Below are 23,978 nucleotides of genomic sequence, written 5' to 3'. Positions count from 1 at the left end.
ATTTTTAGATGATTATGTTCTATAATTTAGAGAAGCAGGATAGAATCGCCCAAAAGAGAACAGGAAGGAGAACGATATGTACCAATGCTGTATATTTGATCTGGACGGAACCATTATCAACACCATTCATTCCCTGGCTTACAGTATAAGCCTGACCATGGAGCATTTTGGCTATGGATCAATCGATGTGGATCACACCAAGAAGTTTGTAGGGGATGGATTTAAAAAGCTGGTGGAACGGGCCCTTATTTATTCGGGAGATGATAAGCTGATCCATTATGAGGAAGCCCTTGCATTTTATGAGGAAACCTTTGAGAAAAACTGCCTTTACAAGGTGGAGCCATACGAAGGGATGACAGAGTTTCTGACATTTCTTAAGGATAAGGGAATCAAGATCGGGGTTCTGACCAACAAAGGTCATGAACGGGCCGTTGAATGCGTGGAAGCCGTTTACGGCAAAGGATTTTTTGATTTAATTACCGGAGAGGGCAATGGGGTCAAATGTAAGCCTGATCCATCAGGAGCCTTCATGACAGCAGAGTATTTTCATGCAAAGCCTTCGGAATGTCTTTATTTTGGAGATACCAATACCGATATGAAGACAGGTATCAATGCTGGAATGGACACGGCAGCCGTAACCTGGGGTTTTCGTGAACGGGCGGAACTGGAAGCATTTCATCCCAGGTACATTATAAATCATCCCAATGAGATTAAGTATGTTTTTGAATAAAATTTCAAAATAAAGGGAAATTAAGGAGAGATATGAATGAGTATCTCTTCTTTTTATTTGACAATATGGGAGGAACCATGACTAAACACTTAAAATGGGGATTGATTATGATAGCGGCCGTCTGGGCCGCCTTAATTGGGACGATGCTTGGATATGCCTGGAACATCATGCATATGCCCAAAGCTCCCAAGCTGCAGATGCCTCAGCTTCAAAATACGAATATAAGCATTGAGACCCAGGAAAAGATGGAGGGCTACTGGACGGTAGCGGTGTTTGGCGTGGATTCCAGGGAGGGGACCCTGGATAAAGGGACCCGGTCGGATATGCAGATGATCCTTAATGTAGATCTTGGAACAGGAGAAATACGCATTGTTTCAATCTACCGGGACACCTATTTACGGATAGACGAGAAGGAGCGCTATGATAAGATCAATGAGGCATATTTTAAAGGAGGACCGAAACAGGCCATAGAGGCCCTAAAGGATAATCTGGATCTGACCATTGACGATTACGCGTCATTTAGCTGGAAGGCCGTTGCTGATGCCATCAATCTTCTGGGAGGGATCGATGTGGATATCAGTCATGAGGAATTCCGGGTGATTAACGGCTTTATTACGGAAACGGTGGAATCAACGGGCGTAGGCTCCTATCACTTAAAAGAGGAAGGCCCTAACCATTTGGACGGAGTCCAGGCAGTTGCCTATGCAAGGCTCAGAAAAATGGATACAGACTTTAAACGGACGGAACGTCAGAGAGAAGTGGTCGACTTAGCGCTTAAAAAGGCCAGGGAAGCGGATGCCGCAACCTTAAGCAAGGTGGCTGCTGCCGTGCTTCCCCAGATATCCACCAGCGTCGGAATGAAGGATCTGCTTCCTCTGATGAAAAATATAAAAAGGTTTCATCTGACTGAAACGGAAGGATTTCCAACAAAGCTTAAGGATGTCATGATCGGTAAAAGAGACTGTGTTGTCCCGGTGACCCTGGAATCAAACGTAAAAAGGCTTCATCAGTTCCTGTTTGATGAAGAAAACTATGAACCCTCAGAGACGGTAAAAGAGATCAGCAGACAGATCGAGCTCCGGATAAAAAATAAGAAATAATAGGTGTTTGGCCTGTAGAGACAGGAGGAAGTTTTTCTTCTTATGCCTTTTACAGGCCTTTTCCTGTTTTAATAAAAAACTATCCTTTTCCTTCTGAATAAAATGTGCTATACTATGCTGATGGAATCAGATAGGAGAATGATAATGAATAAAAAAAGCTTAAAAAAACTCCTGTTTTTATGCCTTGCCATTCCTTTTGCAGCCGTGGCATTATTGGGCTGCAGCAGAAATGAAAGGCCCTCATATACGGGAGAATCTAAGCTCAAGGTTGTGACGACCCTGTTTCCATATTATGACTTTACAAGACAGGTGGCCGGTGACAAGGTGGAACTGACCATGGTGGTTCCGGCAGGAATGGACAGCCATTCCTTTGAGCCAACTCCCGCAGATGTACAGGTCATCCGGGAGGCAGATGTTTTAATATGCAACGGCGGAGCCTTAGAACACTGGCTTTCCCAGGTTCTCAATGCAGTTGATTCCGGCTCCATGACGGTTGTCACGGGAATGGACCAGGTGAATGCGGTGCAGGAAGAACTGGTGGAAGGGATGGAAGAGGAAAAACACCATGAAGATGATGACGGCCATGGCGGGGACATAGAATATGATGAGCATATCTGGACCTCTCCTGTGAATGCCATGATCCTGGTGGAGTCGATCCGGGATACCCTTTCAGAAAAAGATCCGGAAAACCGGAGTTATTATGAGGAGAGAGCAAAGTCATACCTTGAAAAGCTTAAAAAACTCGACGATGAGTTCCGTAAGGTGACAGAAAATAAAAAGCGGGATATGATCGTTGTAGGAGATAAATTTCCGTTCCGTTATCTGGCAGATGAATACGGCCTGTCTTACCGGGCAGCGTTTTCCGGCTGCAGCACGGATACGGAACCAAGTGCAAGAACCATTGCATATCTCATTGACAAAATGCGCTTGGAACAGATTCCGGTGATTTATTACCTGGAGCTTTCCAGTCATCGGGTGTCTGAGATCATTGCAGAGGAGACAGGGGCAGAACCCCTTTTGCTTCATTCCTGCCACAATGTTTCAAGAAGAGAGTTTGACAGCGGTGTCACCTATCTTGACCTTATGGAGCAGAATGTGATTAATTTAAAAAGAGGATTGGATGAATGAGCCCATTAATACAATGCAGTCATGTGGATTTTGGATATGAGAACCAGGATGCTGTAGTGGATGTGACTATGGACGTTAATCCGGGGGAGTATGTCTGCATCGTGGGAGAGAACGGTTCCGGAAAAAGTACTTTGATGAAGGGACTTTTAGGGCTGTTAAAGCCCACAGGTGGGGTCATATCCGTGTCCGATGAATTGAAAAAGAGCGGGATCGGCTATCTGCCTCAGCAGACTGCGGCTCAAAAGGATTTTCCGGCAACGGTCCGTGAGGTGGTCTTATCCGGCTGTTTAAGCCGCAGAGGAAGCTGGCCCTTTTATTCCGGAAAGGAAAAAAGGCTTGCAGTTAAAAATATGGAGCGGTTAGGAATTATGGGCATTGCCGGTAAATGCTACCGTGAATTATCAGGAGGCCAGCAGCAGAGAACCCTGATTGCAAGAGCTCTTTGCGCCACGGATAAGCTTCTGATCATGGATGAACCCATTACAGGTCTGGATCCCTCGGCTATTGCGGAATTCTATGAGATCATCCGTAAATTGAACCGTGAGGAAGGGGTTGCCATTCTGATGGTATCCCATGATGTTGCCAATGTTGTAAAAGAGGCGGACAAGATCCTTCATTTGAAACGGAAGGTCTTATTCTACGGGACGACAAAGGAGTATTTAAAAAGCAATGCCGGATATATTTATACAGGAGGTGCGTGAAGATGGGAATGATGAGTGAGATGCTGTCCTATCCGTTTCTGGTACGGGCCTTGGCAGGAGGAATCCTGGTTTCTTTATGTGCTTCTCTTTTAGGCGTCAGCCTGGTGTTAAAACGGTATTCCATGATTGGTGACGGACTGTCTCATGTCTCCTTTGGAGCCTTGTCCTTTGCAGTGGCTTTTGGCTGGTCTCCGTTAAAGATATCTGTTCCGGTGGTGGTGATTGCTGCATTTTTCCTGCTACGCATCAGGTCGAACGGAAAGATGAAAAGTGACGCAGCCATTGCCATGATATCCGCCGTTGCACTGGCGGCGGGCATTATCGTTACCTCCATGACGACCGGAATGACTACGGATGTAAGCAGCTATATGTTTGGAAGCATACTGGCTATGAGCAAGGAGGATGTCCGTTTAAGCGTGATCCTGTCCTTTTTTGTGCTGGGGCTGTTTTTGATTTGCTATAACAAAATTTTTGCAGTGACCTTTGACGAAAGCTTTGCAAGGGCAACGGGAGTGAATGTATCCTGGTACAATATTTTGATAGCAGTACTGACCGCTGTCACCATCGTTCTGGGTATGAGGATGATGGGAGCCATGCTGATCTCCAGCCTCATCATTTTCCCTTCCCTTACCTCGATGCGGGTATTTAAAAGCTTCCGTGGAGTGGTGATATCTTCCGGAATTTTATCAGTTGTTTGTTTTGTGATCGGCATGATGGCATCGTACCGTTATTCTACCCCGGCGGGAGCCAGCGTGGTTATGGTGAATCTGGCGGCATTTCTGATTTTCTCAGCTGCAGACTATGGAGTGAGAATGAGCCGGGCCGATAAAAAAGCGGGACAGGGTACCGCAGGAAAAGAGGAATGACAGTGAGATGAACGTGGAAGAAAAAAGATTAAAGCGTGCCAGGCGGCACGTGAGTCAGACACAGTTTATTGCTTATGGTTTTTTTTGCCTGATCTTAACAGGAGCCCTGCTTTTGATGCTTCCGATTTCCAGCAGAGATGGACAATCTGAAGATTTTTTAAGCTGTCTGTTTACTGCGACCAGCGCCTCCTGTGTGACGGGACTGATTGTCAGGGATACATGGACCCAGTGGTCTTTGTTTGGACAGATGGTGATAATTACAATGATACAGATCGGAGGCCTTGGGTTTGTTACGGTGGGCGTGTTTATCTCTATCGTACTCAGGCGGAAGATAGGCTTAAAAGAGAGAGGGCTTTTGCAGGAAAGCGTTAATACGCTGCAGATCGGCGGAGTTGTAAGGCTGGCGAAAGGGATTATAAAAGGAACCTTTCTCATCGAAGGAACAGGAGCCATTCTCCTGGCCCTCCGTTTTGTTCCTAAATACGGGTTCTGGAGAGGAACGTTTTATGGCATTTTCCACTCCATATCAGCCTTCTGCAATGCAGGATTTGATTTAATGGGAAATCAGAAACCTTTTAATTCCTTAGTTTCCTATTACGATGACTGGCTGGTGAATGTGGTCATTATGTCTTTAATCATCATAGGCGGCATCGGTTTTATCGTATGGGAAGATATCTATAAGAATAAGCTTCACTTTAAAAAATATATGCTGCATACCAAAATGGTTTTGGTGAGTACCACTGTTCTGGTTTTTGGAGGAGGATTCCTTTTCTATCTGCTGGAACGGAACAATCTTTTGGTGGGGATGAATGCAAGCGGACAGATTTTAACTTCCATGTTCAGTTCCGTAACTGCCAGAACAGCCGGTTTTAATACCACTGATACGGCATCATTGACCGACGGGAGTAAGCTCCTTACCATAATCCTCATGTTCATCGGAGGAAGCCCCGGGTCAACAGCGGGAGGTATTAAGACGACTACAATCTTTGTCCTTCTTATGTGCGTACATTCCAACATCAAACAGACCTACGGGGTCAATATATTCGGAAGACGTCTGGAAGAGGGTGTCATCAAGCGCGCAGGCGCTATTTTGACCATCAACCTGTTTTTGGCTCTCTCTGCTTCCCTGGCGATTATGGCAATTCAGCCTTTGGGATTTTCGGACATACTGTTTGAAACGGCATCAGCCATCGGAACAGTAGGTATGACCACAGGTATCACAAGGGATCTTTATTCTGTATCAAAGGTGATTATTATTATCCTCATGTACAGCGGAAGGATCGGAAGCTTGTCTTTTGCCCTGGCATTTGCTCAAAGTCATCGCAAGGCTCATGTGGAACAAGTAGCAGAAACCATTAATGTGGGTTAAAGGAAAGGGAGTAAAATCATGAAATCAGTATTAATTATTGGACTTGGCAGGTTTGGCCATCATCTGTGTCTTAATATGGCGAGGCTTGGAAATGATGTTATGATCGTGGACCAGAAGGAAGAGTGCCTGGAAGACTTACTTCCATATGTAACCAGCGCAAAGATTGGTGACTGCACCAATGAAACGGTATTAAAAAGCCTGGGAATCGCAAATTTCGATCTGTGTTTTGTGTGTATCGGAACGAATTTCCAGAGCAGTCTGGAGATCACCAGTCTGGTTAAGGAACTGGGAGGCAGAAGAGTGATCAGTAAGGCAAACCGTGATATCCATGCCAAATTCCTGTTGAGAAACGGAGCGGATGAAGTCATTTATCCGGACCGGGACATTGCAGAAAAGCTGGCTGTCCGCTACAGCACGGATCATGTGTTTGACTATATTGAGCTTACCCCGGAATACTCGATCTACGAGATCCCTCCTCTACCAGAATGGGTGCATAAATCCATAAGGGAAGCGGATATCAGAAACCGGTATCACATCAGTGTCCTGGGAATTAAGCGGGAGGGCAGAGCCCAGCTCATGCCGCCGGCAGACTATGTGATCCAGGCTCAGGAGCATTTGATGGTGATTGGCAAAAGAGAGCATATTGAGCATATATTAAAGGAACTAAAGTAAAGAAGCAATAGGAGGTTTGTTATGCCTGTATGGTTAGCTTCTAATGGTTCGACGGTTTTAGTAGCCCTTGTCCTATTGGTGCTGGTGTGTTTTTCAGTCAGACAATTCATAAAAAATAAGGGAAAAGGCGGCTGCGGACATTGCAGTGGAGGGTGCAGCCACTGCAGCGGTAGCTGCGGTCATTGTGTTTTTGGAAATGCGGATGATGAACAGAAGGAATGAGAAAGAGTAAAAAGCGGAAGGAGGATGCCTGATTTTTTTGCGGCATCCTCCTTCCTGTATTTTCTTTATTTTAAATCAAGTGTTAAGTCTCCGAATTTAATCCAGCCGATTTTTCTAAGTATTTCACCAAACAAGAGAGTGAGAACGGCGGGCAGTAGGAAGCAGACCATGAGGATTCCAAGCCACATAAAAGTCCCGCCTCTCATTGCCGTGTAGACACCGATGGGACCTACCAGTCCGCAGGTTCCCATACCGGAGCCAGCCGGAATGTTTTTTAGCTGGAATACCATGGTGGCGACGGGGCCGGTTATCATAGAAGTAAGGGTGGGGGCGATCCAGACCTTTGGATTCTTCACAATGTTTCCCATTTGCAGCATGCTGGTGCCAAGACCCTGAGCCATAAGGCCGCCTACCCCGTTTTCCCGGAAGGAAAGGACGGCAAAGCCGATCATCTGCGCACAGCAGCCAGCTGTGGCAGCTCCCCCTGCCAAACCGTCAAGAGATAAGGCGATACAGATGGCAGCGCTGCTGATGGGCAGGGTGAGGGCGATGCCGATCAGAGCAGATACCAGGATTCCCATAAAAAATGGCTGTAATTCAGTAGATGTTTTCACAAGTATGCCAAACCAGTTCATAAAGCCAGCCACGCCCGGTCCCACGGTCTGTGCAATGAGAACTCCGGAGATGATGGTCACTCCAGGGGTGACCAGAATGTCCAGCCTCGTTTCCTTTGAAACGATCTTTCCAAGTTCCGTGGCAACCACCGTTGCAGCGAGAGCGCCCACAGGCCCGCCAAGAGCATTGCCGGCAATTCCAACGGTTGCTGCGGAAAAAAGAACTAAAGCAGGGGCGTGGAGGGCATAGGCGATGGCGACTCCAAGGGCCGCGCCGGTAGCACTTTTCGCGTAATCCGCGATCACGTTGAAAATAGTGAGATTGAATTGCTGGCCCAGAGTACCGAATATGGTTCCGATCAAAAGAGACGCAAAAAGGCCAAATGCCATAGCACCCAATGCATCAATGAGATAGGTCTGGACAGTAATTGTGACGTTTTTCCTTTTCAGGAACTCTTTTACGCCGCATTTTTCCATATTAAAAATCTCCTTTAAATAGTTTGGTGCACACATTTGACCTTTGTCAAAGCAGTTGTCATGTATTCTACCATAAAATGATCGAATTGCAAGGTTTTTTGAAGATTTTCCTCGAAAATGATAATTTTTTAACAATATCTGCAGGAAAAACCCATGGCCCTCTGCTTGACTTTGCTAAAGGTTTGTGACACAATAAATAAATGTAATTTCATGTATAACCCTGGAAAGAAAAGAGGTACATTTAGATATGACAAAAATTGATATTATATCCGGTTTCCTTGGAGCCGGGAAAACAACTTTTATTAAGAAGCTGCTGCAGGAAGCCATAGCCGGAGAGCAGGTTGTCCTGATTGAAAATGAATTTGGTGAGATCGGTATTGACGGAGGTTTTTTAAAGGATGCGGGGGTTGAGATCCGGGAGATGAATTCCGGCTGTATCTGCTGCTCACTGGTAGGCGATTTCGGCAAATCTCTTGAGGAAGTGCTGACAAAGTACCATCCGGACCGTGTGATCATTGAGCCGTCAGGCGTGGGAAAGCTATCTGATGTGATGAAAGCGGTTATTGACGTTGCTTCTGATGTGGAGGTGACCTTAAACAGTGCGGTCACCATCGTGGATGCGCAGAAGTGCAGGATGTATAGAAAGAATTTCGGAGAGTTTTTCAATAACCAGATCGAAAATGCAGGAACTATCGTATTAAGCCGTACCGATATTGCTCCAGCCGACAAGGTGGAACAGGCACTCCAGATCATTAGGGAGCTGAATCCAAAGGCGTCTGTGGTAACGACTCCCTGTGATGAATTGAGCGGAAAACAGCTTCTTGAGATTATAGAAAAACCGGATACCATGGCAGAGGATTTGATGGAAGAATTGAAAGAACACCGCCATCATCAGGAAGAGGGCTGCGGCTGCGGAGGCCACCATCATGACCATGAGGAGTCAGAATGCGGCTGCGGAGGCCACCATCATGACCATGAGGAGTCAGAATGCGGCTGCGGAGGCCACCATCATGACCATGAGGAATCAGAATGCGGCTGCGGAGGTCACCATCATGACCACCACCACGAGCATGGTGAGGAATGCGGCTGCGGAGGCCACCATCATGACCACGAAGAGTCAGAATGCGGCTGCGGAGGCCACCATCATGACCACGAAGAGTCAGAATGCGGCTGTGGAGGCCATCATCATGACCACCACCACGAGCATGGTGAGGAATGCGGCTGCGGCCATGATCATGACCATCATGCAGATGAAGTATTCAGCAGCTGGGGCCTTGAGAATGTGGCGCCTATGAGCAAAGAAGAGTTGGACAAGATTCTTGATGAACTGGCTTACGGAGATAGCTTTGGAGATGTACTTCGTGCCAAGGGGATGATTCCAGGTGAAGAAAAAGGTGCATGGCATTATTTTGATCTGGTGCCGGAGCAATACGAGATCCGAAACGGAGCGCCGGAATATACCGGAAAGGTATGCGTGATCGGAGCGAATTTAAAGGAAGAGGAACTTAAGAAATCCTTTGAAAGATAACAGAATGGAGGGAACCCCTTACAGGGATACCTAAATGCCCTGAGAAAAAGGGCAGGAAAGAGGGAACCATGAGCAACACAGGTAAAATGGAAGACGACTTTATGCCGGTATTCCTCATAAATGGATTTTTGGAAGCTGGAAAAACCCAGTTCCTTCAGTTCACAATGGAGCAGGATTATTTTCAGTCTGACGAGAAGACTCTGCTGATTGTTTGTGAAGACGGTGAAACTGAATATGATCAGGCCCTGTTAAAGCGCACCAGGACAGCTGGAGTGTTTATAGAAAGCATAGAGGAACTGAACCCTGACAGACTATTGGAGCTGGAACTGCTTTATAATCCGGAGCGGGTTTTAATCGAGTGGAATGGAATGTGGAATCTGGATGAGCTAAAGCTTCCTGATGATTGGAGAATCTATCAGCAGATTACCCTGATCGATATGTCCACCTTTGAATTGTATTCTGCCAATATGAAACCTTTGCTGTATTCCATGGTCCGTAATTCTGAGATGGTTATTTGCAACCGCTGCGACGGAATCGAAGATTTATCCGGCTACCGGCGGACCCTAAAGGCCATGTGCCCCAAGGGAGAGATCGTATTTGAAGATTCTGAGGGAGAGGTCAATGAGATCCCGGAGGAAGATCTGCCTTATGATATGGGAGCAGACGTAGTGAGCATTTCACCGGAAGCCTATGGGATCTGGTATCTTGATTGTATGGAAAGACGGGACCGTTATGAGGGAAAGACTGTGGAATTTACCGCTATGGTTTTGAAAACTCCTGATTTCCCCAAAAATTATTTTGTGCCGGGACGTATGGCAATGACCTGCTGCGAGGATGATATGACCTTTTTAGGCTTTGTCACCAAGGCAAGGGAAGCCAAAGAGCTGGAAACAAAACAATGGGTCCGTGTCAAGGCAAAGATTGCATATGAGTTCTGGAGAGATTATGAAGGAGAGGGCCCCGTATTGTATGCGGAGTCTGTGGTCCCGGCTCAGCCGATTAAGGGATTTGTGCAGTTTTAGGAAAAACAGACGCGAATATCGCCGCTTGTTTCAAATAATATGATTTATATGATAAGAGGCCGCCATGCTGACAGAAAATCAGCAGGGCGGCCTTTCTATTCGTGCAATGAGGCATTAAACAAATAAACACCACCTGACTCCATATTTGTCAATAAAATCTGTCATCAGAGAACTGAATTCGCATGGCGCAAGCGGCATAAGAATTTTAGCATCCGTTTTCAGTATTTCATATGCTTTTCTCACCTTATCTTCATTTCCTTCTCCATAATGCAGACAGAACTGCATGACATTGCCTGTAATCGTTTCTTCGCCGATTATGGCAAATTCTGAGTTTCTTTCTGCCACAGCCAGTATTTCTCCCTGAATGTCAAGCTCGGCATGATAAAATGTTCCATCGCTATTTGGATAGCTGCTGATAAGAGCAGCATCAAAAGCCTTTTGATAAAGAGCTACAGCTTCATCGCTTCTTGTAACATATGCCTGCATCATTGACCTTTTCATAAAACCCCTCCTGTGTATGATACATGTTGTGTACGTGATCCGCCTGCCGCAATCTTCTGCACATTGAAAAGCTGCCTTTGCAGAAAAAAGCCGTAGATCTTTAAAAGTCTACGGTTTTTTTCAAGGACTGTTTACATTGGAGGAACCGGTGTCGGTCTTGCCGGGTCAAAAACATCAGGTACATTAAACAGATCCGTTAAGCTGTCAGGAGAATAAAACATCCGGTATCCGTCAAGGTTTCTGCGGGCCTGACGGAAGTAGTCGGTGCCCATCTGCATCCAGGTCGGCTTGCTGGCGTCAACGTTACAGAAATAACGGAAGCCAAGAGATTTTAAATATGTAAAACGTTCATTGTCATTGGTATAAGGGGTCCAACTTCCGATATCACTTCCAAAGGGAAAGAGGATAATATCTGTAGGTCCGGTTAAGGACTCAACGTTACGTTTCCATTTGTCACTGTCTGCCTTAAAATGGTTCATGGAAATCTGTCCCATGTTCCGGTGACCCCAGCTGTGGGAGGACAGCTCCCAGCCGTGATCCTTTAAGGACTGGGCTACCTTTGCAGCCTGCTCCCGGTCTGCTTCATAATTGGGATTGGTATCCTTGTAGGATTCATCTGTCCGGTATCCCAAGATCCCGTTATATCCGGTAAAGGCCAGAATTCCGCGCGCTCCTTTGTAGGAAAAGCCTGGATGGGTTTGTACGAAGCCTTCAAGTATCGGAACCAGATCATAATCGCCCACAGATACGCTGCCGTCAGCCATTGTCATCTCGCAGGTGGGATATCCATCCTCTCCGATGATCATGCGGGTGGCAAAGCCGTCACCCTGCATATATTCGTAATAGCACACATCATCCTGAGACAGGACAAAGGCTTTCTTGCCTGGAGGAAGCATGATATCTCCGTATACAAATTTAGGATTTCCGTTCTCATCCTTCGTCTCATATGCAAGATCATGGATCTTCACAAGAACATATCCCTTGTCATACATAGACTGCATCATCTTAAGGAATTCCGATTTGGTCGTCATCATCTGGTTGTAGCCCCCCTGCTTGGAATCTCCATCAAAGGCTTTTGAAGTGTCGATGATAAGAGAATGGAAAAAAACATGGGTCACATCCTGGGGATTGAACCGCACCAGGGCTTCCTTGGCGGTATTATAACCTGCAATGGCAGAGGTCACTTCTTCCTTTGCGCTGAACTCGGGGTCAGACTGGAGAAGACTGATTGCCCCATCGTAATCGTATTCAATAGAAAGGGCATCTGCCTGGGAAAGCAGGGACTTTAATTTTTCTTCTTCACTGGCTTGTCCGCTTGTGGCCTCTTCGGCGGAAGGATCCGGAGCTCCTTCATCGGAAGGGTGTTCTGCAACGGAAGTATCGGCAGGCAATGCCCTGTATTTCAACCTTTTGCTTATCGCAACCCCGCACAAAGTCAAAACGGCAACGATTAAAATTCCAAGAAGAACGATCAGGATAACCTGTAATGCATGGTCCCGGCCTCCTCCAGAATTTCGTCCACGAAAGTCATGTCTGTTCATAGTACAACCTCTTAATTCTGTAGTATTGGGGCAGTATTGATAGATTTTAAACATACCCGGTACAAGTATAGCATACTTTACCGGAAGATGAAACGAAAAGATGGCAATTATTTTTGGAAAAAATGGCATATGTAAGGGAAGCAGTCCCATACAATGGTACAAAGGAATTTTAGGGGATCGTGTATCATATGAAGAGAGTTACGGCATTTGTTTTAAGCTGTCTTCTGCTGTTTTTCTGTTTATGCTTTCCGGCGGCAGGGCAAGAGCCGGATGTGACGGTAGCCTCGGACATGATTATCCAGGCAGAAGAGGCGAAACGGGTGAATGCGGAGGGCGGTCCGGCTTTGCAGTCCCCCAGCGCCGTTCTGATGGAAGCGTCAACTGGACAGATTATTTTTGAAAAGAACGCGGATGAAAAAAGGAGCCCGGCGAGCATTACGAAAATTATGACTTTGATCCTTATTTTTGACGCGCTGGATTCCGGTAAAATCAAGCTGTCGGATGAGGTTGTTACAAGTGCCCACGCAAAGTCCATGGGAGGCTCCCAGGTGTTTCTGGAAGAAGGGGAAATTCAGACGGTGGAAACCCTGATTAAATGCATTGTTATCGCATCGGGGAATGACGCTTCGGTAGCCATGGCGGAATACATAGCAGGAACAGAAGACGAATTTATTAAGATGATGAATGAGCGTGCGGCAGGACTTGGGATGACAAACACTCATTTTGAAGATTGCTGCGGACTTACCGATTCTGCCACCCATGTGACAACGGCCAGGGATATTGCGATTATGTCCAGAGAATTAATCACCAAATATCCTCAGATTCATAACTATTCTACGATCTGGATGGAGAATATCACCCATGTGACAAAGCAGGGAACAAAGGAATTCGGCCTTTCCAATACCAATAAGCTATTAAAGATGGCTACGAATTTCACTGTGACCGGTTTAAAGACCGGTTCCACATCAGTGGCAAAGTATTGTCTTTCTGCAACTGCAGAGAAGGAGGGAGTCCGCCTCATTGCCTCAATCATGGCAGCTCCGGATTACAAAGTCAGGTTTGCCGATGCCCAGACTCTTTTAAACTATGGATATGCCAACTGCAAGCTGTATGAGGATAAGGAGATGCTTCCTCTTCCAGATATGGTGGTTGATAACGGAGTAACGGATCAGGTTCCGTTGAAGTATGGCGGTTCCTTTTCTTACTTGAGCCTTAAGGGAGAAGATTTCTCGGCCATTGAAAAGACGCTGGAGCTGGCACCTTCCATTTCTGCTCCGTTAGAAGAGGGACAGAAGGCCGGGAACCTTATTTATACCCTTGGAGGGAAACGGATTGGAGAAGTTCCCATATTAACTGCAGAGTCAGTCAGGGAAGCCAAATTTGCCGATTATTTTAAGCGACTTTGGAAGGCCTTTAACCTGTAGTATATTTATGAGATAAACACTGCCCTGTAAGCGGTACACAAAAAATATGTGTACTGCTTACAGGGTATTTTTTGTTATTGACGGAAGTTCAAGGAAAGGATAAGATTAGTTAGTGTATGTGTGAAAACGAATCGTTGGAGGTAAACAGGTGGGAGATCGATTGCTTGCCCTTTGGTATCAGATGTCTTTGAAAAGGAAACTATACGTGATCATAGGAAGCGTCGGGATCATTATGGCAGCTTCCATTTTCATCAATCTGAAAGTGGCATATATTTTTATCAACGATGTGAGCATTATCATGGATGATAACCTGGCCTGCTATAAGTTTCAGGAGTCCATGGAGAATGAAAGGGGATTGTTTGCCCAGGTGTTAGCAAACAATACTCCAGAAAATAAGGAGGCATACCGGCAGGGCTGCCAGGAAACCAGAGTATATTTAAACAGCCTGCCCTATGATTATGATAAAATCGGGGAAGAGCGCTATGGGATCACCTGGAACATCAAAAACGGTTATGATACCTATGAAAAGCAGCGGGAAAAAGTAGTGGAAATGAATCAGAATGACCCCAGCTATATCAGGGAACTTTACAAAACATATAATATGCAGAAATATCTGGACCTCTATGGAACACGTCTGACCAAGGTGGTTTTAATGGGAGGAAATGATTATTACGAAATTCAGATCCCTGTGCTTAAGCGCATGCCTTACATTCTGGTCGCCATCAGCATTTTCGCTTTTTTTGTACTTATGATCCTTTTGCGTTTTATTACCGGCAGCATTGTAAAAACAGTGGTGCAGTTGGCTACGGTCTCAGGTAAGATCGAGAAGAACGATTTTTCTTCCCCTGACGTCCATTGGGATGGAAGGGATGAGATCGGACAGCTGGTAAGCGCATTCAACAAGATGAAGCATGCCACCCGGGACTACATCACAGCGACGGAGGAGAAACGGCAGATGGAAGAAAAGCTGTACCGGCATGAACTGGAGAGGGCGGAGCTTGAGAAGCGGTTTTCCATGGCCCAGCTTCAGCTGATCAAAAGTCAGTTAAATCCCCACTTTCTCTTTAATACACTGAATATGATTACCAGGATGGCGCAGATGGAGGAAGCGCCGGTGACGGAGGAAATGCTTGTGGCAATCAGCAGCCTTCTTCGTTACAGCCTCCGGACGTCCAATGCCTTTGAACCTCTTGAGCAGGAGCTTAAGGTAGTAAAGGATTATATGTACATCCAGAAGATGCGTTTTGGAGACCGGATTCAATGGGGAATCAACTGCAGCATGGACCTATACAAGGAAGAGGTGCCGGTCTTCATGCTGCAGCCATTGGTGGAAAATGCGGTAATTCACGGGATCCAGGAAAAGGAGAACGGAGGAAGCATCAACATACGGATCGAGAAAAGAGGAGAACTTTTATGGATATCCGTAGCGGATACGGGAAAGGGCATGGACTTAGAAACCCTGACAGCTATCAGGAATGCCATTGAAACAAAGGGGACAGGCCTTGGAATCGGGCTGGGGAATATATATAGAAGGATTTCTTATTACTACGAATATGGAAAGGTGACCATTGACAGCGGAAAAAACAGCGGCACAGTGGTACAGATAGAATTTGGTCGGAGAAGGGATATAATGGATTATGTATCGGTTAATGATAGTGGAAGATGAAATGATAGAGCGAATTGTGCTTAAAAAGATGCTGCTGAAGAAATTCGGAGAGGAATGTCAGGTCTTTGAGGCTCAGAATGGAAAAGAGGCAGTAGACATTTTTAAAAGGGAAGATATCCAGGTGGTAATCCTGGATATTGGTATGCCGGGAATGAACGGAATCCAGGCTGCGGAAATCATGAGGAAGGAAAATAAGGATTGCTGCCTTATATTCCTGACAGCCTACGACCGCTTTGACTATGCGAAAAAGGCGATTTCCATCAGGGCTATGGAATATCTGCTGAAGCCTTATTCTCAGAAAGAGGTCTTGAACGTGGTTGAGGAGGCTCTGCGGATTGCCGGTGAACAGGAGGATCAGCAGGGGGAAATCAAACCGCATAAGGAAAGAGAAGAGGAGGAGGCCCATCCGGTTTTGGATGAGGAGTCTGATTTTAGCGGAAGCCGCTTGTCTGTAATGACATCCATGGTGGAGGAATATATCCGGTCCAATTATATGAATGATATTTCCATGAGCGAAACAGCCCGGGCCGTTGGGTATTCAGAGCCTTATTTTTGCAGGATGTTCAAGCTTCAGTTCGGGCAAAGCTTTACCTCTTATCTGGCGGAATACAGAGTGGAGGAAGCGAAAAAGCTGCTGGCCCAGCCCAATGTGATCGTAAAGGAGGTAGGAGTCAGAGTGGGTTACTTGGATTCCAATTATTTTACAAAGGTTTTCAAACGGCTGGAAGGGGTAAATCCTTCGGAGTACAGAATGTCCAGTCTGAAAGATCTCCAAAGTTAATCTGTTTGTTAAAATGCCTGTCATGATGAGATGACAGGTGTTTTTTTATGTAAATTTGGCTGAAAGGATAAAATTCTACTATGGATGATAAAAAGTTACGATAGAATCTGTCGGGGCCTGTCGTTATAATGAATTCAAACACAGAGAGTGTATATAAAGTAGAGAGGAGGAAGGGGCATGAAACAGGAATTGTTTCGAATGGAAGGGATAAGTAAAAGCTTCCCCGGAGTCAAGGCTCTCGATAAAGTAAGTTTGTCAGTGAATAAGGGTGAGGTCCTTGGGCTTGTCGGTGAAAACGGAGCCGGTAAATCCACCCTGATGAAGATTTTATCCGGTGTTCACCGGGCAGATGAAGGTGAAATATTCATTGAAGGTAATAAGGTGGACATTGATTCTGTTGCAAAGGCCCATGAGCTTGGTGTGTGTATCATCATGCAGGAGTTGAATATGTGCGGTCATCTTAGTGTGGCAGACAATATATTCATCGGCAGGGCCCATAAAAAAGGAATTTTTATCGATGACGGCAAGATGCATGAGGAAGCGCAGAAGATCCTTGATGATCTGGGTATTGAATTAAATACCTATGCCCATGTGGGAAGTTTAAGCATTGCTCAGCAGCAGATGGTAGAAATTGCAAAAGCGATCAGCTTTAATTCAAAAATACTGGTTCTTGATGAGCCGACAGCAACCCTTACAGAAAAGGAGATCGAGCAGTTGTTCGGTATCATCCGCCGCTTAAAAGAAAAGGGAGTGGGTATGGTTTATATTTCCCACCGAATGGCGGAACTTAATCAGATCTGTGAACGGGTTACGATTATCAGGGATGGCCAGTACATAGGCACCAGGAATCTTAATGAGATCACCATGGATGAACTGGTAAATATGATCGTTGGACGTTCTTTGGAGGATAAATATCCTAAATACAAGCGTAACATCGGAGAAATAGTACTTGAGGCCAGAAATGTCCGCAGAGGCACTAAAGTAAATGCGGATTATTTTTGTGTGAGAAAAGGAGAAATCCTTGGAATATCAGGACTGGTAGGAGCGGGAAGAACAGAGCTTATGCGCTGCATCTTCGGTGCGGATCAGGCGGATTCCATGGAGCTTACGCTGGAAGGAAAACCAATCAAGATCAACTCTGTGATCCAGGCCATTAAGCATGGGATCGGATATGCTACGGAGGACCGGAAGCGTGATGGTCTGGCTCTTGGCCTTGACATTAAATATAATACGAACATGGCCCATCTTCCAAACATCACTCATTATGGATTTATCAATGATAAGGAAGGGCTTAAGAATGCGGAAAAATATGTGGAGCTTCTGCGTACGAAAACCCCAAGCGTGCACCAGCTTTGCGGGAATCTTTCCGGAGGCAATCAGCAAAAGGTAGTTTTAGCCAAATGGCTGTGCAATGATGTAAAGGTGCTGATCGTTGACGAACCAACCAGAGGAATCGATGTAGGAGCCAAGTATGAGGTGTATGAGCTGTTTAACAAGCTGAGCGCCCAGGGAGTGTCCATTATCATGATTTCTTCTGAACTGCCGGAGATCCTTGGCATGAGCGACCGGATTCTGGTCATTCACCAGGGTGAAATCAACGGAGAATTAGATGCAAAGACCGCTACTCAGGAAGATATCCTGTATCTTGCGGCAGGTTATAACAAACTAGAAGGAAAACCGGCGCCCGTATTAACAGGCAGCGGTAATAGAAAGGGAGAGTAAGGATGGGAAACTTAAAAGCAATGGTGCAGGAAAAGAAAGGCGGTTCGTTCAACAAGCTAAATGCAGCCACACGGCGGGCAATCTACTCACTGTGCATCCTGGTCGGACTGTTTGTGCTGTTTTCGATTCTTCAGCCTGCTAAATTTTTAGCCCCGGCCAATCTGCAGAACCTACTGCAGCAGATCGTTACCTATACCATCATCGGCTGTGGCCTGACCTTCTGTCTGGTCTGCGGAGGAAACGATTTATCTGCCGGCGCTTCCATGGCACTGTCAGGCATTATTATGGTATCACTTCTGATGCAGGGACTGCCTCTTGTGGTATGTATCGCACTTTGCCTGATCATGGGTATCATGACAGGTATTATGAATGGATTTTTTATTGAAATTCTGGGCGTTGTGCCCTTTGTTGCAACTCTGGCAACCCAGTGGGTATACCGAGGCATGGCAAACGTGCTTGTAAACGGTGCACCTCTGTATACAACGAACATTCCTTCTAAGGAGATTCAGAAACAGTTTTACGTTCTGGGCGGCGGAAGGATCGGAGGGGATGGACTTCCCTACAGCGTTATCATTACTTTGGTTTATGCTATAGTGTTAGGGATTGTTCTTGCAAAAATGCGGATCGGACGTCAGATTTATGCCTGTGGTTCCAACTTAGAGGCTGCAAAGCTTTCCGGAATTAATGCAGTAAAGACACGTATGTTTGCATATTGTATTTCCGGTTTATCCGCAGCAATCTGCGGAATCCTGGTTGCTTCCCGTCTTTCCAGTGCCCAGCCTACGGCAGGAAACGGTTATGAGATGGAAGCGATTGCAGCGTCTGTATTGGGAGGTATCTCCATCCTGGGTGGAGAAGGAACGATTCTTAATACGGTAATCGGAGCATTGATGATGGGAGTAATCCGGAACGGACTGAACTTAAACGGTGTTAATTCCTTCTGGCAGCAGATGATCGTAGGTATTATCCTATTGATCGCAGTGGCATCTCAGACAGCGAAGAAGAGCGGAGACTTAGGGGCAATCAAGCGGTTTTTTGGCTTGAAAAAATAAAACAATCAATTCAGGAGGAAAAAAGAAATGAGAAAAGTAACGGCAGTTTTGTTGGCAGCGGCTATGGCAGTTGCCGGTCTGACCGGCTGTGGAAGCCAGTCAAGCAACGCTACCACCGCGGCAGCAGAATCCAGCCAGGGGGCGGCTACTGAAAAGGCGGAAGAATCAAAAGATTCCGCTAAGGGTGAAACAACAAAGGGAGAGAAAACCATTTACGTAATTGTAAAGGTTCTTGGAAACCAGTACTGGAGCGTGCTTCAGGCCGGTGCAGAACAGGCCGGTAAGGAACTGGGCTGCAACGTAGTAGTAGTAGGAACTGCTCTGGAATCAGATATCGAAGGCCAGCTTACCCTGCTGCAGAATGCAGTATCCGCACAGGCAGATGGAATCGTTATCGCTCCTTTAGACAGTGTATCCCTTGACGCTCCGATCACAGAGGCGTATAATTCAGGAATACCGGTAGTTCTGGTAGATACAGTGATCAATAGCGAAAACTACAGTGCTGCTCTTCTGACCAATAACGTAGAAGCAGGAAAAGTTGCTGCTGAGGAACTTATGCGCAGGCTGAAAGACAAAGGAGTTTCTGAAACAGAAGATGCTCAGATCGCCATTCAGGTTGGCTCCACCGGTTCTCAGACCATCAATGACCGTGTGAAGGGCTTTAACGAGTACTGGCAGGAAAATGCTCCTGAAAAATGGCAGGTATTAAACAACGATATTAAGGTAAACGATGGAGATATCAGCAAGGCAGTAGGTTTCTGCCAGGACTTTATCACCACATATCCGAACTTAAAAGCAGTGTTTGGTCCTAACAACGGTTCTACCGTAGGATTTGTAACTGGTCTTACAGAATCTGGACGCACCGACATCTCCATGGTTGGATTTGACTTCTCTGCAGAAATTGAAACCATGATCCGCAGCGGCGAATACGATGTGTCTTCTGTAGTACAGCGCCAGTTTTACATGGGATATGACGGCGTAAAGACAGCTCTTGAAATGTCTGCTGGAAACACCGTAAAAGAAAAGACAGTAGATACAGGTGTAATCCTGGTTAATACTGATAATGTAGATGACGCTGAAGTACAGAGCATCATCAATCCATAATCAAAAATAATATAAATAACAAGCGCTTCCTCTGTGCCCAGGGGAGGCGTTTTGGGGGTAAAAGGAATGGACAAACAGATTGCCAAAAGGGCGGCTTTGATTGTTTTCGCAGTGGCTGCAGCTTGCTTTTTAATCATTCTCCTGAAATCGGGAAATCCGGGGAAAGCTCTTTTTTTAGGGGGCAGGAAAGAAGCGCCGGAATATGTGCTTTCCTATGCGGATAACCAGCCGGAGGATTATCCAACCGTACAGGGAGCAAGTAAATTTGCAGAACTGGTGCAGGAAAAGACGTCCGGAAGGATCAAGATCAATGTGTTTGCCGGCGGTGAAATGGGGAGTGAAAACGAAGTGGTGGAACAGCTTCAATACGGCGGGATCGATTTTGCCCGGGTTTCGGTCATGATCCTGGCCGAAATAAAGCCTAAATTTAATGTACTGCAGCTGCCTTACCTGTACAGAGATGAAAAGCATATGTGGAAAGTGCTTGATGGAGAGATCGGAGAGGAATTTAAGGAGGATTTAAAGGAAAGCGATCTGGTGGCCCTTTCCTGGTATGATGCAGGTGCCAGACATTTTTACAATTCTTCCCGCCCTATAAAATGCGTAGAGGATATGAAAAAGATGCGCATTCGCGTTGCCAATTCCGACATGATGTCGGCTATGGTGGAGGCACTTGGTGCCAGAGCGGTGCCAATGGCTTATTCTGAAGTTTATGCAGCTTTAGAAACCAGCACCATCGATGGTGCGGAAAACAACTGGCCATCCTATGAAACCATGGGACATTATGAGGTGGCAAAATACATTACGCTGGATGCCCACACCAGGATCCCTGAGATGCAGGTGGCCTCCCAGGCTACCTGGGAGAAGTTAAGTGATGCGGACAGAAAGATCATTACAGCCTGCGCAGAAGAGTCTGCCAGGTATGAAAGAAGGCTGTGGGAGATTCGTGAGGAGAATGTCAGGCAGCGGCTGATAAAGGCCGGCTGCATTGTCACGGAGCTAAGCTCGTCAGAACAGGTGCGCTTTCGGGCAGCTGTCATGACAGTTTATCAAATGTATTGCAGCGAATATATTGATGTGGTAAACCGGATCGCCCAGATACGGTGATGAATGGACAACGGATGCTTTCAAGGTGAATTGCCTGAAGCATCCGTTTTTAGTTTTTTATGGGGGTTGAATAAATAATTTAATAGGTGTTGACAAGTAATATTATATGGCATATAATATTATTATACGACGTATAATATAGAGAATAAAATAATATTATATATCAGTTCAATAGAAGAAAGGAAGGTGGGCAATCGTGGAACCAAAACGTTTGTACCGGTCTGTAAAAAACAGAGTCCTCTGTGGTGTATGCGGCGGTATTGGAGAATATTTTCAGGTGGATCCTGTTATGATAAGGCTGATATGGGTTCTTTTAATGTTTCTTCAGTCATGGCGCCATTTGTTCCGTTCGTTCATGGGATTTTCTCTGGTAGGAGGAAGCCTGGTCCTTTACGTGATTGCTGCGGTCATCATACCTCAGGCGCCAAAGGATGAAATAAGATAACGTTGTTCAAGTATTAAGAATACACCCTTTGGGTATACATGTATACCCGGAGAATATGAGCAATCATAAGGATACACCCTTCGGGTATACCTGTATGCCCGGAAGGCTTGGGCAATCATAAGGATACACCCTTCGGGTATACCTGTATGCCCAGAAAGCGTGGGCAATTATAAGAATAGGAGTGGGCACATGGTTTTTAACACAGGAGCAGCATTATTGGACGCCATTGTCCTTGCAATAGTGTCAAGGGATCAGGAGGGTACCTATGGTTATAAAATCACGCAGGATGTGAGAAATGTCATTGAGATTTCAGAATCAACCCTTTATCCGGTACTCCGAAGATTGCAGAAGGAAGAGTGTTTGGAGGTTTATGATCTGGCATTTGATGGCAGGAACCGAAGATATTATAAGATTACGGAAAAAGGAAGGGTTCAATTGAATCTCTATAAAGGTGAGTGGGTAGGCTACTCCCAGAAAATATCCCGGATTTTTGAGGAGGCACATATATGAGCAGGGATGAGTTTATGAGAGAGCTGGAGTATCTGCTGTCAGATATTCCAGATGAAGAAAAGGCGGAGGCTATCGAATATTACAGGGATTATCTGGAAGAAGCGGGGCAGGAAAATGAAGAAAAGGTAATCAAAGAGTTTGAAAGCCCTGAGCGGATCGCAGCGATTATCCGCTCGGACATATCCGGGAATTTAGATGATGGAGGAGAATTCACGGAGACTGGCTATCGGGATGAACGGTTTAAAGATCCGAATTACCAGATGGCTAAGAGGTATGATCTTCCGGAGGTATCCGATGACGGCCGATACGGTCACGAAGGACAGGAGAAAAAGCATAACAGGCGAAGAAGAGGCATGGATGGTAACCGTACCGTAAAAACTGTTTTATGGATCATATTAATTATTGCAGCTTCGCCTATCCTTATGGGAATCGGAGGAGGTCTTGTTGGCTTGTTAGGAGGAATTTTAGGCTGCCTTGTGGCAGCAGTTGTTGGAGTCGGTGCGCTGACCTTTGCCCTTTTAGCGGCCGGGGTCGGTTTGATTTTGGGCAGTGTCGTCTCCATGGTGATTCATCCCTTAAGCGGAGCCCTGCTTTTAGGGTTGGGAATCCTGTTCCTTGGCTTAGGAATGATTGCACTAGCCCTCTGCGGTTCTTTTTATGGGAGCTTTCTTCCATTTCTTTTCAGAAGCTGTGTGAATGCCCTTAGCAGGTTATTACATGGAAGGAGAGGCCGTTTATGAAAAGGTTTGTAAAGATTTGTTTGATTGCCGGAAGTGTCTGCGTCCTGATCGGCGGGGGGATTTCAGCCGTAGCCGCTGTGCTGGGAGGAAATTTACGGGATATAGTCCCTCAAAGAGTCATTGAATGGGAAAGGGAAATTTCGGGAGTTACTCTGGATGGTATTTGGGAAGGGGTAAATTTTGATGATATTTACGTTCCGGAAGTTTTTAATTTAGGAGAAAAGGGGCAGGAAATTTTTTCTTCTCAGGAAGTAAAAAATCTGGATATAGTAATACGTACAGGAAATGTTGTTTTTGTGGAAGATCCCAAGGGAAATGAGGTTAAGATTTTTTGCAACAGAGATCAATCCTGTTTTATCCTGTACGAAGAGAATGGTGATTTGGAGCTTCAGGAATATGATGGCTGGAAAAGAAAGGATGGTCCGGATCTGCTTTTTACGGTTCAGGTTCCAAAGAATTACCGCTTTTCCGACGTTAACTTAAAATCAGTCCATTCAAGCCGTTTCTCAGGCTATGACGGTTCCGGTCCGGCGATGACGGCTCAGGCTCTTTCCGCAGAAGAACTGAATATTGAAACAAAGGCCGGTGCCATAAAGATCAATGGCGGCAGCGTGGGAAATCTTTCCGTGGAAACCAGTGCCGGTGCCGTGGAATTTTCCGGAATGACTTCCGGAGATGTCGAGGCGGTATGCCAGGTCGGTGCCATAAAGCTTGAACTAGCCGGGAAAAAGGAAGATTACAATTATGATATCTCGTGCAAAATGGGAGCTGTAAAGGTCGGAGATGAAGGCAGCGCGGCCTTAAAGGGCAGGAAGCAGATGGATAACGGGGCTGGAAAAGATATGGATCTGGAATGTAAGACAGGAGCGATCCAGGTGGATTTTATGAATGAATTATAATATAGTGCTTCGATAATATAGCCTATAATAACTTGCAAAGCAAGTTTCAATAAAAGG

At 45.8% G+C, this 23,978-nt stretch carries 24 protein-coding genes; 21 read left to right on the top strand and 3 right to left on the bottom strand.

From position 1 onward, the window contains the following. Nucleotides 1-76 precede the first annotated feature (76 nt). The 8 genes from BMW45_RS26410 to BMW45_RS26375 all read left to right on the top strand — a co-directional run bounded on the left by BMW45_RS26410 (nucleotide 77) and on the right by BMW45_RS26375 (nucleotide 6,788). Nucleotides 77-730 (top strand): HAD family hydrolase, encoded by a 654-nt coding sequence (locus BMW45_RS26410; protein ID WP_092250908.1) that lies wholly within the window; start codon nucleotides 77-79, stop codon nucleotides 728-730. A gap of 32 nt (nucleotides 731-762) precedes the next feature. Next, nucleotides 763-1,830: an LCP family protein gene (locus tag BMW45_RS26405; RefSeq protein ID WP_242883257.1), complete on the top strand. Its 1,068-nt coding sequence runs from the start codon at nucleotides 763-765 to the stop codon at nucleotides 1,828-1,830. Between the two features lie 120 nt (nucleotides 1,831-1,950). Then, the gene (locus tag BMW45_RS26400; RefSeq protein WP_416388676.1) at nucleotides 1,951-2,958 is read left to right on the top strand and encodes a metal ABC transporter substrate-binding protein; all 1,008 of its coding nucleotides are present in this window, start codon (nucleotides 1,951-1,953) and stop codon (nucleotides 2,956-2,958) included. Further along, nucleotides 2,955-3,659, top strand: a complete 705-nt coding sequence (locus BMW45_RS26395; RefSeq protein WP_025233606.1) for a metal ABC transporter ATP-binding protein — start codon at nucleotides 2,955-2,957, stop codon at nucleotides 3,657-3,659. The genes BMW45_RS26400 and BMW45_RS26395 overlap by 4 nt, the downstream gene beginning before the upstream one ends. Nucleotides 3,660-3,661: 2 nt before the next feature. Beyond that, nucleotides 3,662-4,525, top strand: coding sequence for a metal ABC transporter permease (locus BMW45_RS26390; protein WP_092250906.1), 864 nt, complete (start codon nucleotides 3,662-3,664; stop codon nucleotides 4,523-4,525). Nucleotides 4,526-4,532: 7 nt separating this feature from the next. Further along, a complete protein-coding gene (locus tag BMW45_RS26385; protein ID WP_092250905.1) occupies nucleotides 4,533-5,894 on the top strand; it encodes a TrkH family potassium uptake protein in 1,362 nt (453 codons plus the stop codon). A gap of 18 nt (nucleotides 5,895-5,912) precedes the next feature. Continuing rightward, nucleotides 5,913-6,566 (top strand): potassium channel family protein, encoded by a 654-nt coding sequence (locus BMW45_RS26380; RefSeq protein ID WP_025233603.1) that lies wholly within the window; start codon nucleotides 5,913-5,915, stop codon nucleotides 6,564-6,566. Between the two features lie 21 nt (nucleotides 6,567-6,587). Beyond that, a complete protein-coding gene (locus BMW45_RS26375; RefSeq protein ID WP_092250904.1) occupies nucleotides 6,588-6,788 on the top strand; it encodes a FeoB-associated Cys-rich membrane protein in 201 nt (66 codons plus the stop codon). Nucleotides 6,789-6,853: 65 nt separating this feature from the next. Here BMW45_RS26375 and BMW45_RS26370 read toward each other — a convergent pair whose 3' ends face one another. Continuing rightward, nucleotides 6,854-7,879 carry a PTS sugar transporter subunit IIC gene (locus tag BMW45_RS26370; protein WP_092250902.1) on the bottom strand — a complete coding sequence of 342 codons (1,026 nt, stop codon included), beginning with the start codon at nucleotides 7,877-7,879 and terminating at the stop codon, nucleotides 6,854-6,856. A gap of 247 nt (nucleotides 7,880-8,126) precedes the next feature. Here BMW45_RS26370 and BMW45_RS26365 point away from each other — a divergent pair, with 247 nt between their 5' ends. Then, on the top strand, nucleotides 8,127-9,407 hold the full coding sequence (locus BMW45_RS26365) for a CobW family GTP-binding protein (protein WP_092250900.1): 1,281 nt from the start codon (nucleotides 8,127-8,129) through the stop codon (nucleotides 9,405-9,407). 68 nt (nucleotides 9,408-9,475) lie between these two features. Continuing rightward, nucleotides 9,476-10,429: a TIGR03943 family putative permease subunit gene (locus BMW45_RS26360; protein WP_242883254.1), complete on the top strand. Its 954-nt coding sequence runs from the start codon at nucleotides 9,476-9,478 to the stop codon at nucleotides 10,427-10,429. A 114-nt stretch (nucleotides 10,430-10,543) separates the two neighbouring features. Here BMW45_RS26360 and BMW45_RS26355 read toward each other — a convergent pair whose 3' ends face one another. Then, nucleotides 10,544-10,930 carry a VOC family protein gene (locus BMW45_RS26355; protein ID WP_092250898.1) on the bottom strand — a complete coding sequence of 129 codons (387 nt, stop codon included), beginning with the start codon at nucleotides 10,928-10,930 and terminating at the stop codon, nucleotides 10,544-10,546. A gap of 131 nt (nucleotides 10,931-11,061) precedes the next feature. Further along, nucleotides 11,062-12,471 carry a polysaccharide deacetylase family protein gene (locus tag BMW45_RS26350; protein ID WP_092250896.1) on the bottom strand — a complete coding sequence of 470 codons (1,410 nt, stop codon included), beginning with the start codon at nucleotides 12,469-12,471 and terminating at the stop codon, nucleotides 11,062-11,064. Nucleotides 12,472-12,659: 188 nt separating this feature from the next. Between BMW45_RS26350 and BMW45_RS26345 the strand changes: the two genes are divergently transcribed. The 11 genes from BMW45_RS26345 to BMW45_RS26295 all read left to right on the top strand — a co-directional run bounded on the left by BMW45_RS26345 (nucleotide 12,660) and on the right by BMW45_RS26295 (nucleotide 23,921). Then, nucleotides 12,660-13,895, top strand: a complete 1,236-nt coding sequence (locus BMW45_RS26345) for a D-alanyl-D-alanine carboxypeptidase family protein (protein WP_092250894.1) — start codon at nucleotides 12,660-12,662, stop codon at nucleotides 13,893-13,895. A gap of 148 nt (nucleotides 13,896-14,043) precedes the next feature. After that, on the top strand, nucleotides 14,044-15,561 hold the full coding sequence (locus BMW45_RS26340) for a sensor histidine kinase (RefSeq protein ID WP_092250892.1): 1,518 nt from the start codon (nucleotides 14,044-14,046) through the stop codon (nucleotides 15,559-15,561). Beyond that, nucleotides 15,533-16,342: a response regulator transcription factor gene (locus BMW45_RS26335; RefSeq protein WP_092250890.1), complete on the top strand. Its 810-nt coding sequence runs from the start codon at nucleotides 15,533-15,535 to the stop codon at nucleotides 16,340-16,342. Before BMW45_RS26340 ends, BMW45_RS26335 begins: the two co-directional genes overlap by 29 nt. Nucleotides 16,343-16,519: 177 nt before the next feature. Next, nucleotides 16,520-18,064 carry a sugar ABC transporter ATP-binding protein gene (locus tag BMW45_RS26330; RefSeq protein WP_025233593.1) on the top strand — a complete coding sequence of 515 codons (1,545 nt, stop codon included), beginning with the start codon at nucleotides 16,520-16,522 and terminating at the stop codon, nucleotides 18,062-18,064. Between the two features lie 2 nt (nucleotides 18,065-18,066). Then, entirely contained in the window at nucleotides 18,067-19,116 is a 1,050-nt protein-coding gene (locus BMW45_RS26325; protein ID WP_092250887.1) for an ABC transporter permease, read from the top strand. A 27-nt stretch (nucleotides 19,117-19,143) separates the two neighbouring features. After that, nucleotides 19,144-20,220 (top strand): ABC transporter substrate-binding protein, encoded by a 1,077-nt coding sequence (locus BMW45_RS26320; RefSeq protein WP_092250884.1) that lies wholly within the window; start codon nucleotides 19,144-19,146, stop codon nucleotides 20,218-20,220. 66 nt (nucleotides 20,221-20,286) lie between these two features. After that, nucleotides 20,287-21,327 (top strand): TRAP transporter substrate-binding protein, encoded by a 1,041-nt coding sequence (locus tag BMW45_RS26315; RefSeq protein ID WP_092251200.1) that lies wholly within the window; start codon nucleotides 20,287-20,289, stop codon nucleotides 21,325-21,327. Between the two features lie 196 nt (nucleotides 21,328-21,523). Further along, complete coding sequence (locus BMW45_RS26310) at nucleotides 21,524-21,772, top strand: PspC domain-containing protein (protein ID WP_025233589.1); 249 nt, start codon at nucleotides 21,524-21,526, stop codon at nucleotides 21,770-21,772. Nucleotides 21,773-21,961: 189 nt separating this feature from the next. Then, nucleotides 21,962-22,282 carry a PadR family transcriptional regulator gene (locus BMW45_RS26305; protein WP_025233588.1) on the top strand — a complete coding sequence of 107 codons (321 nt, stop codon included), beginning with the start codon at nucleotides 21,962-21,964 and terminating at the stop codon, nucleotides 22,280-22,282. Further along, entirely contained in the window at nucleotides 22,279-23,022 is a 744-nt protein-coding gene (locus BMW45_RS26300) for a DUF1700 domain-containing protein (protein ID WP_092250881.1), read from the top strand. Before BMW45_RS26305 ends, BMW45_RS26300 begins: the two co-directional genes overlap by 4 nt. Continuing rightward, nucleotides 23,019-23,921, top strand: coding sequence for a DUF4097 family beta strand repeat-containing protein (locus BMW45_RS26295; RefSeq protein ID WP_092250878.1), 903 nt, complete (start codon nucleotides 23,019-23,021; stop codon nucleotides 23,919-23,921). The genes BMW45_RS26300 and BMW45_RS26295 overlap by 4 nt, the downstream gene beginning before the upstream one ends. Nucleotides 23,922-23,978 lie beyond the last annotated feature (57 nt).

Origin of the sequence: Lacrimispora sphenoides, from assembly GCF_900105215.1 — a bacterium.
Taxonomy (GTDB): domain Bacteria; phylum Bacillota; class Clostridia; order Lachnospirales; family Lachnospiraceae; genus Lacrimispora; species Lacrimispora sphenoides_A.
Note: the sequence above shows the minus strand (reverse complement) of the source record. Positions and strands in the feature narration are given on the sequence as shown.

Excerpts from the sequence above, each read along its gene's own strand:
- BMW45_RS26410 (WP_092250908.1), top strand. The coding sequence starts at position 77 with ATGTACCAATGCTGTATATTTGATCTGGACGGAACCATTATCAACACC.
- BMW45_RS26405 (WP_242883257.1), top strand. The coding sequence starts at position 763 with ATGAATGAGTATCTCTTCTTTTTATTTGACAATATGGGAGGAACCATG.
- BMW45_RS26400 (WP_416388676.1), top strand. The coding sequence starts at position 1,951 with ATGGAATCAGATAGGAGAATGATAATGAATAAAAAAAGCTTAAAAAAA.
- BMW45_RS26395 (WP_025233606.1), top strand. The coding sequence starts at position 2,955 with ATGAGCCCATTAATACAATGCAGTCATGTGGATTTTGGATATGAGAAC.
- BMW45_RS26390 (WP_092250906.1), top strand. The coding sequence starts at position 3,662 with ATGGGAATGATGAGTGAGATGCTGTCCTATCCGTTTCTGGTACGGGCC.
- BMW45_RS26385 (WP_092250905.1), top strand. The coding sequence starts at position 4,533 with ATGAACGTGGAAGAAAAAAGATTAAAGCGTGCCAGGCGGCACGTGAGT.
- BMW45_RS26380 (WP_025233603.1), top strand. The coding sequence starts at position 5,913 with ATGAAATCAGTATTAATTATTGGACTTGGCAGGTTTGGCCATCATCTG.
- BMW45_RS26375 (WP_092250904.1), top strand. The coding sequence starts at position 6,588 with ATGCCTGTATGGTTAGCTTCTAATGGTTCGACGGTTTTAGTAGCCCTT.
- BMW45_RS26370 (WP_092250902.1), bottom strand. The coding sequence starts at position 7,879 with ATGGAAAAATGCGGCGTAAAAGAGTTCCTGAAAAGGAAAAACGTCACA.
- BMW45_RS26365 (WP_092250900.1), top strand. The coding sequence starts at position 8,127 with ATGACAAAAATTGATATTATATCCGGTTTCCTTGGAGCCGGGAAAACA.
- BMW45_RS26360 (WP_242883254.1), top strand. The coding sequence starts at position 9,476 with ATGAGCAACACAGGTAAAATGGAAGACGACTTTATGCCGGTATTCCTC.
- BMW45_RS26355 (WP_092250898.1), bottom strand. The coding sequence starts at position 10,930 with ATGAAAAGGTCAATGATGCAGGCATATGTTACAAGAAGCGATGAAGCT.
- BMW45_RS26350 (WP_092250896.1), bottom strand. The coding sequence starts at position 12,471 with ATGAACAGACATGACTTTCGTGGACGAAATTCTGGAGGAGGCCGGGAC.
- BMW45_RS26345 (WP_092250894.1), top strand. The coding sequence starts at position 12,660 with ATGAAGAGAGTTACGGCATTTGTTTTAAGCTGTCTTCTGCTGTTTTTC.
- BMW45_RS26335 (WP_092250890.1), top strand. The coding sequence starts at position 15,533 with ATGTATCGGTTAATGATAGTGGAAGATGAAATGATAGAGCGAATTGTG.
- BMW45_RS26330 (WP_025233593.1), top strand. The coding sequence starts at position 16,520 with ATGAAACAGGAATTGTTTCGAATGGAAGGGATAAGTAAAAGCTTCCCC.
- BMW45_RS26325 (WP_092250887.1), top strand. The coding sequence starts at position 18,067 with ATGGGAAACTTAAAAGCAATGGTGCAGGAAAAGAAAGGCGGTTCGTTC.
- BMW45_RS26320 (WP_092250884.1), top strand. The coding sequence starts at position 19,144 with ATGAGAAAAGTAACGGCAGTTTTGTTGGCAGCGGCTATGGCAGTTGCC.
- BMW45_RS26315 (WP_092251200.1), top strand. The coding sequence starts at position 20,287 with ATGGACAAACAGATTGCCAAAAGGGCGGCTTTGATTGTTTTCGCAGTG.
- BMW45_RS26305 (WP_025233588.1), top strand. The coding sequence starts at position 21,962 with ATGGTTTTTAACACAGGAGCAGCATTATTGGACGCCATTGTCCTTGCA.
- BMW45_RS26300 (WP_092250881.1), top strand. The coding sequence starts at position 22,279 with ATGAGCAGGGATGAGTTTATGAGAGAGCTGGAGTATCTGCTGTCAGAT.
- BMW45_RS26295 (WP_092250878.1), top strand. The coding sequence starts at position 23,019 with ATGAAAAGGTTTGTAAAGATTTGTTTGATTGCCGGAAGTGTCTGCGTC.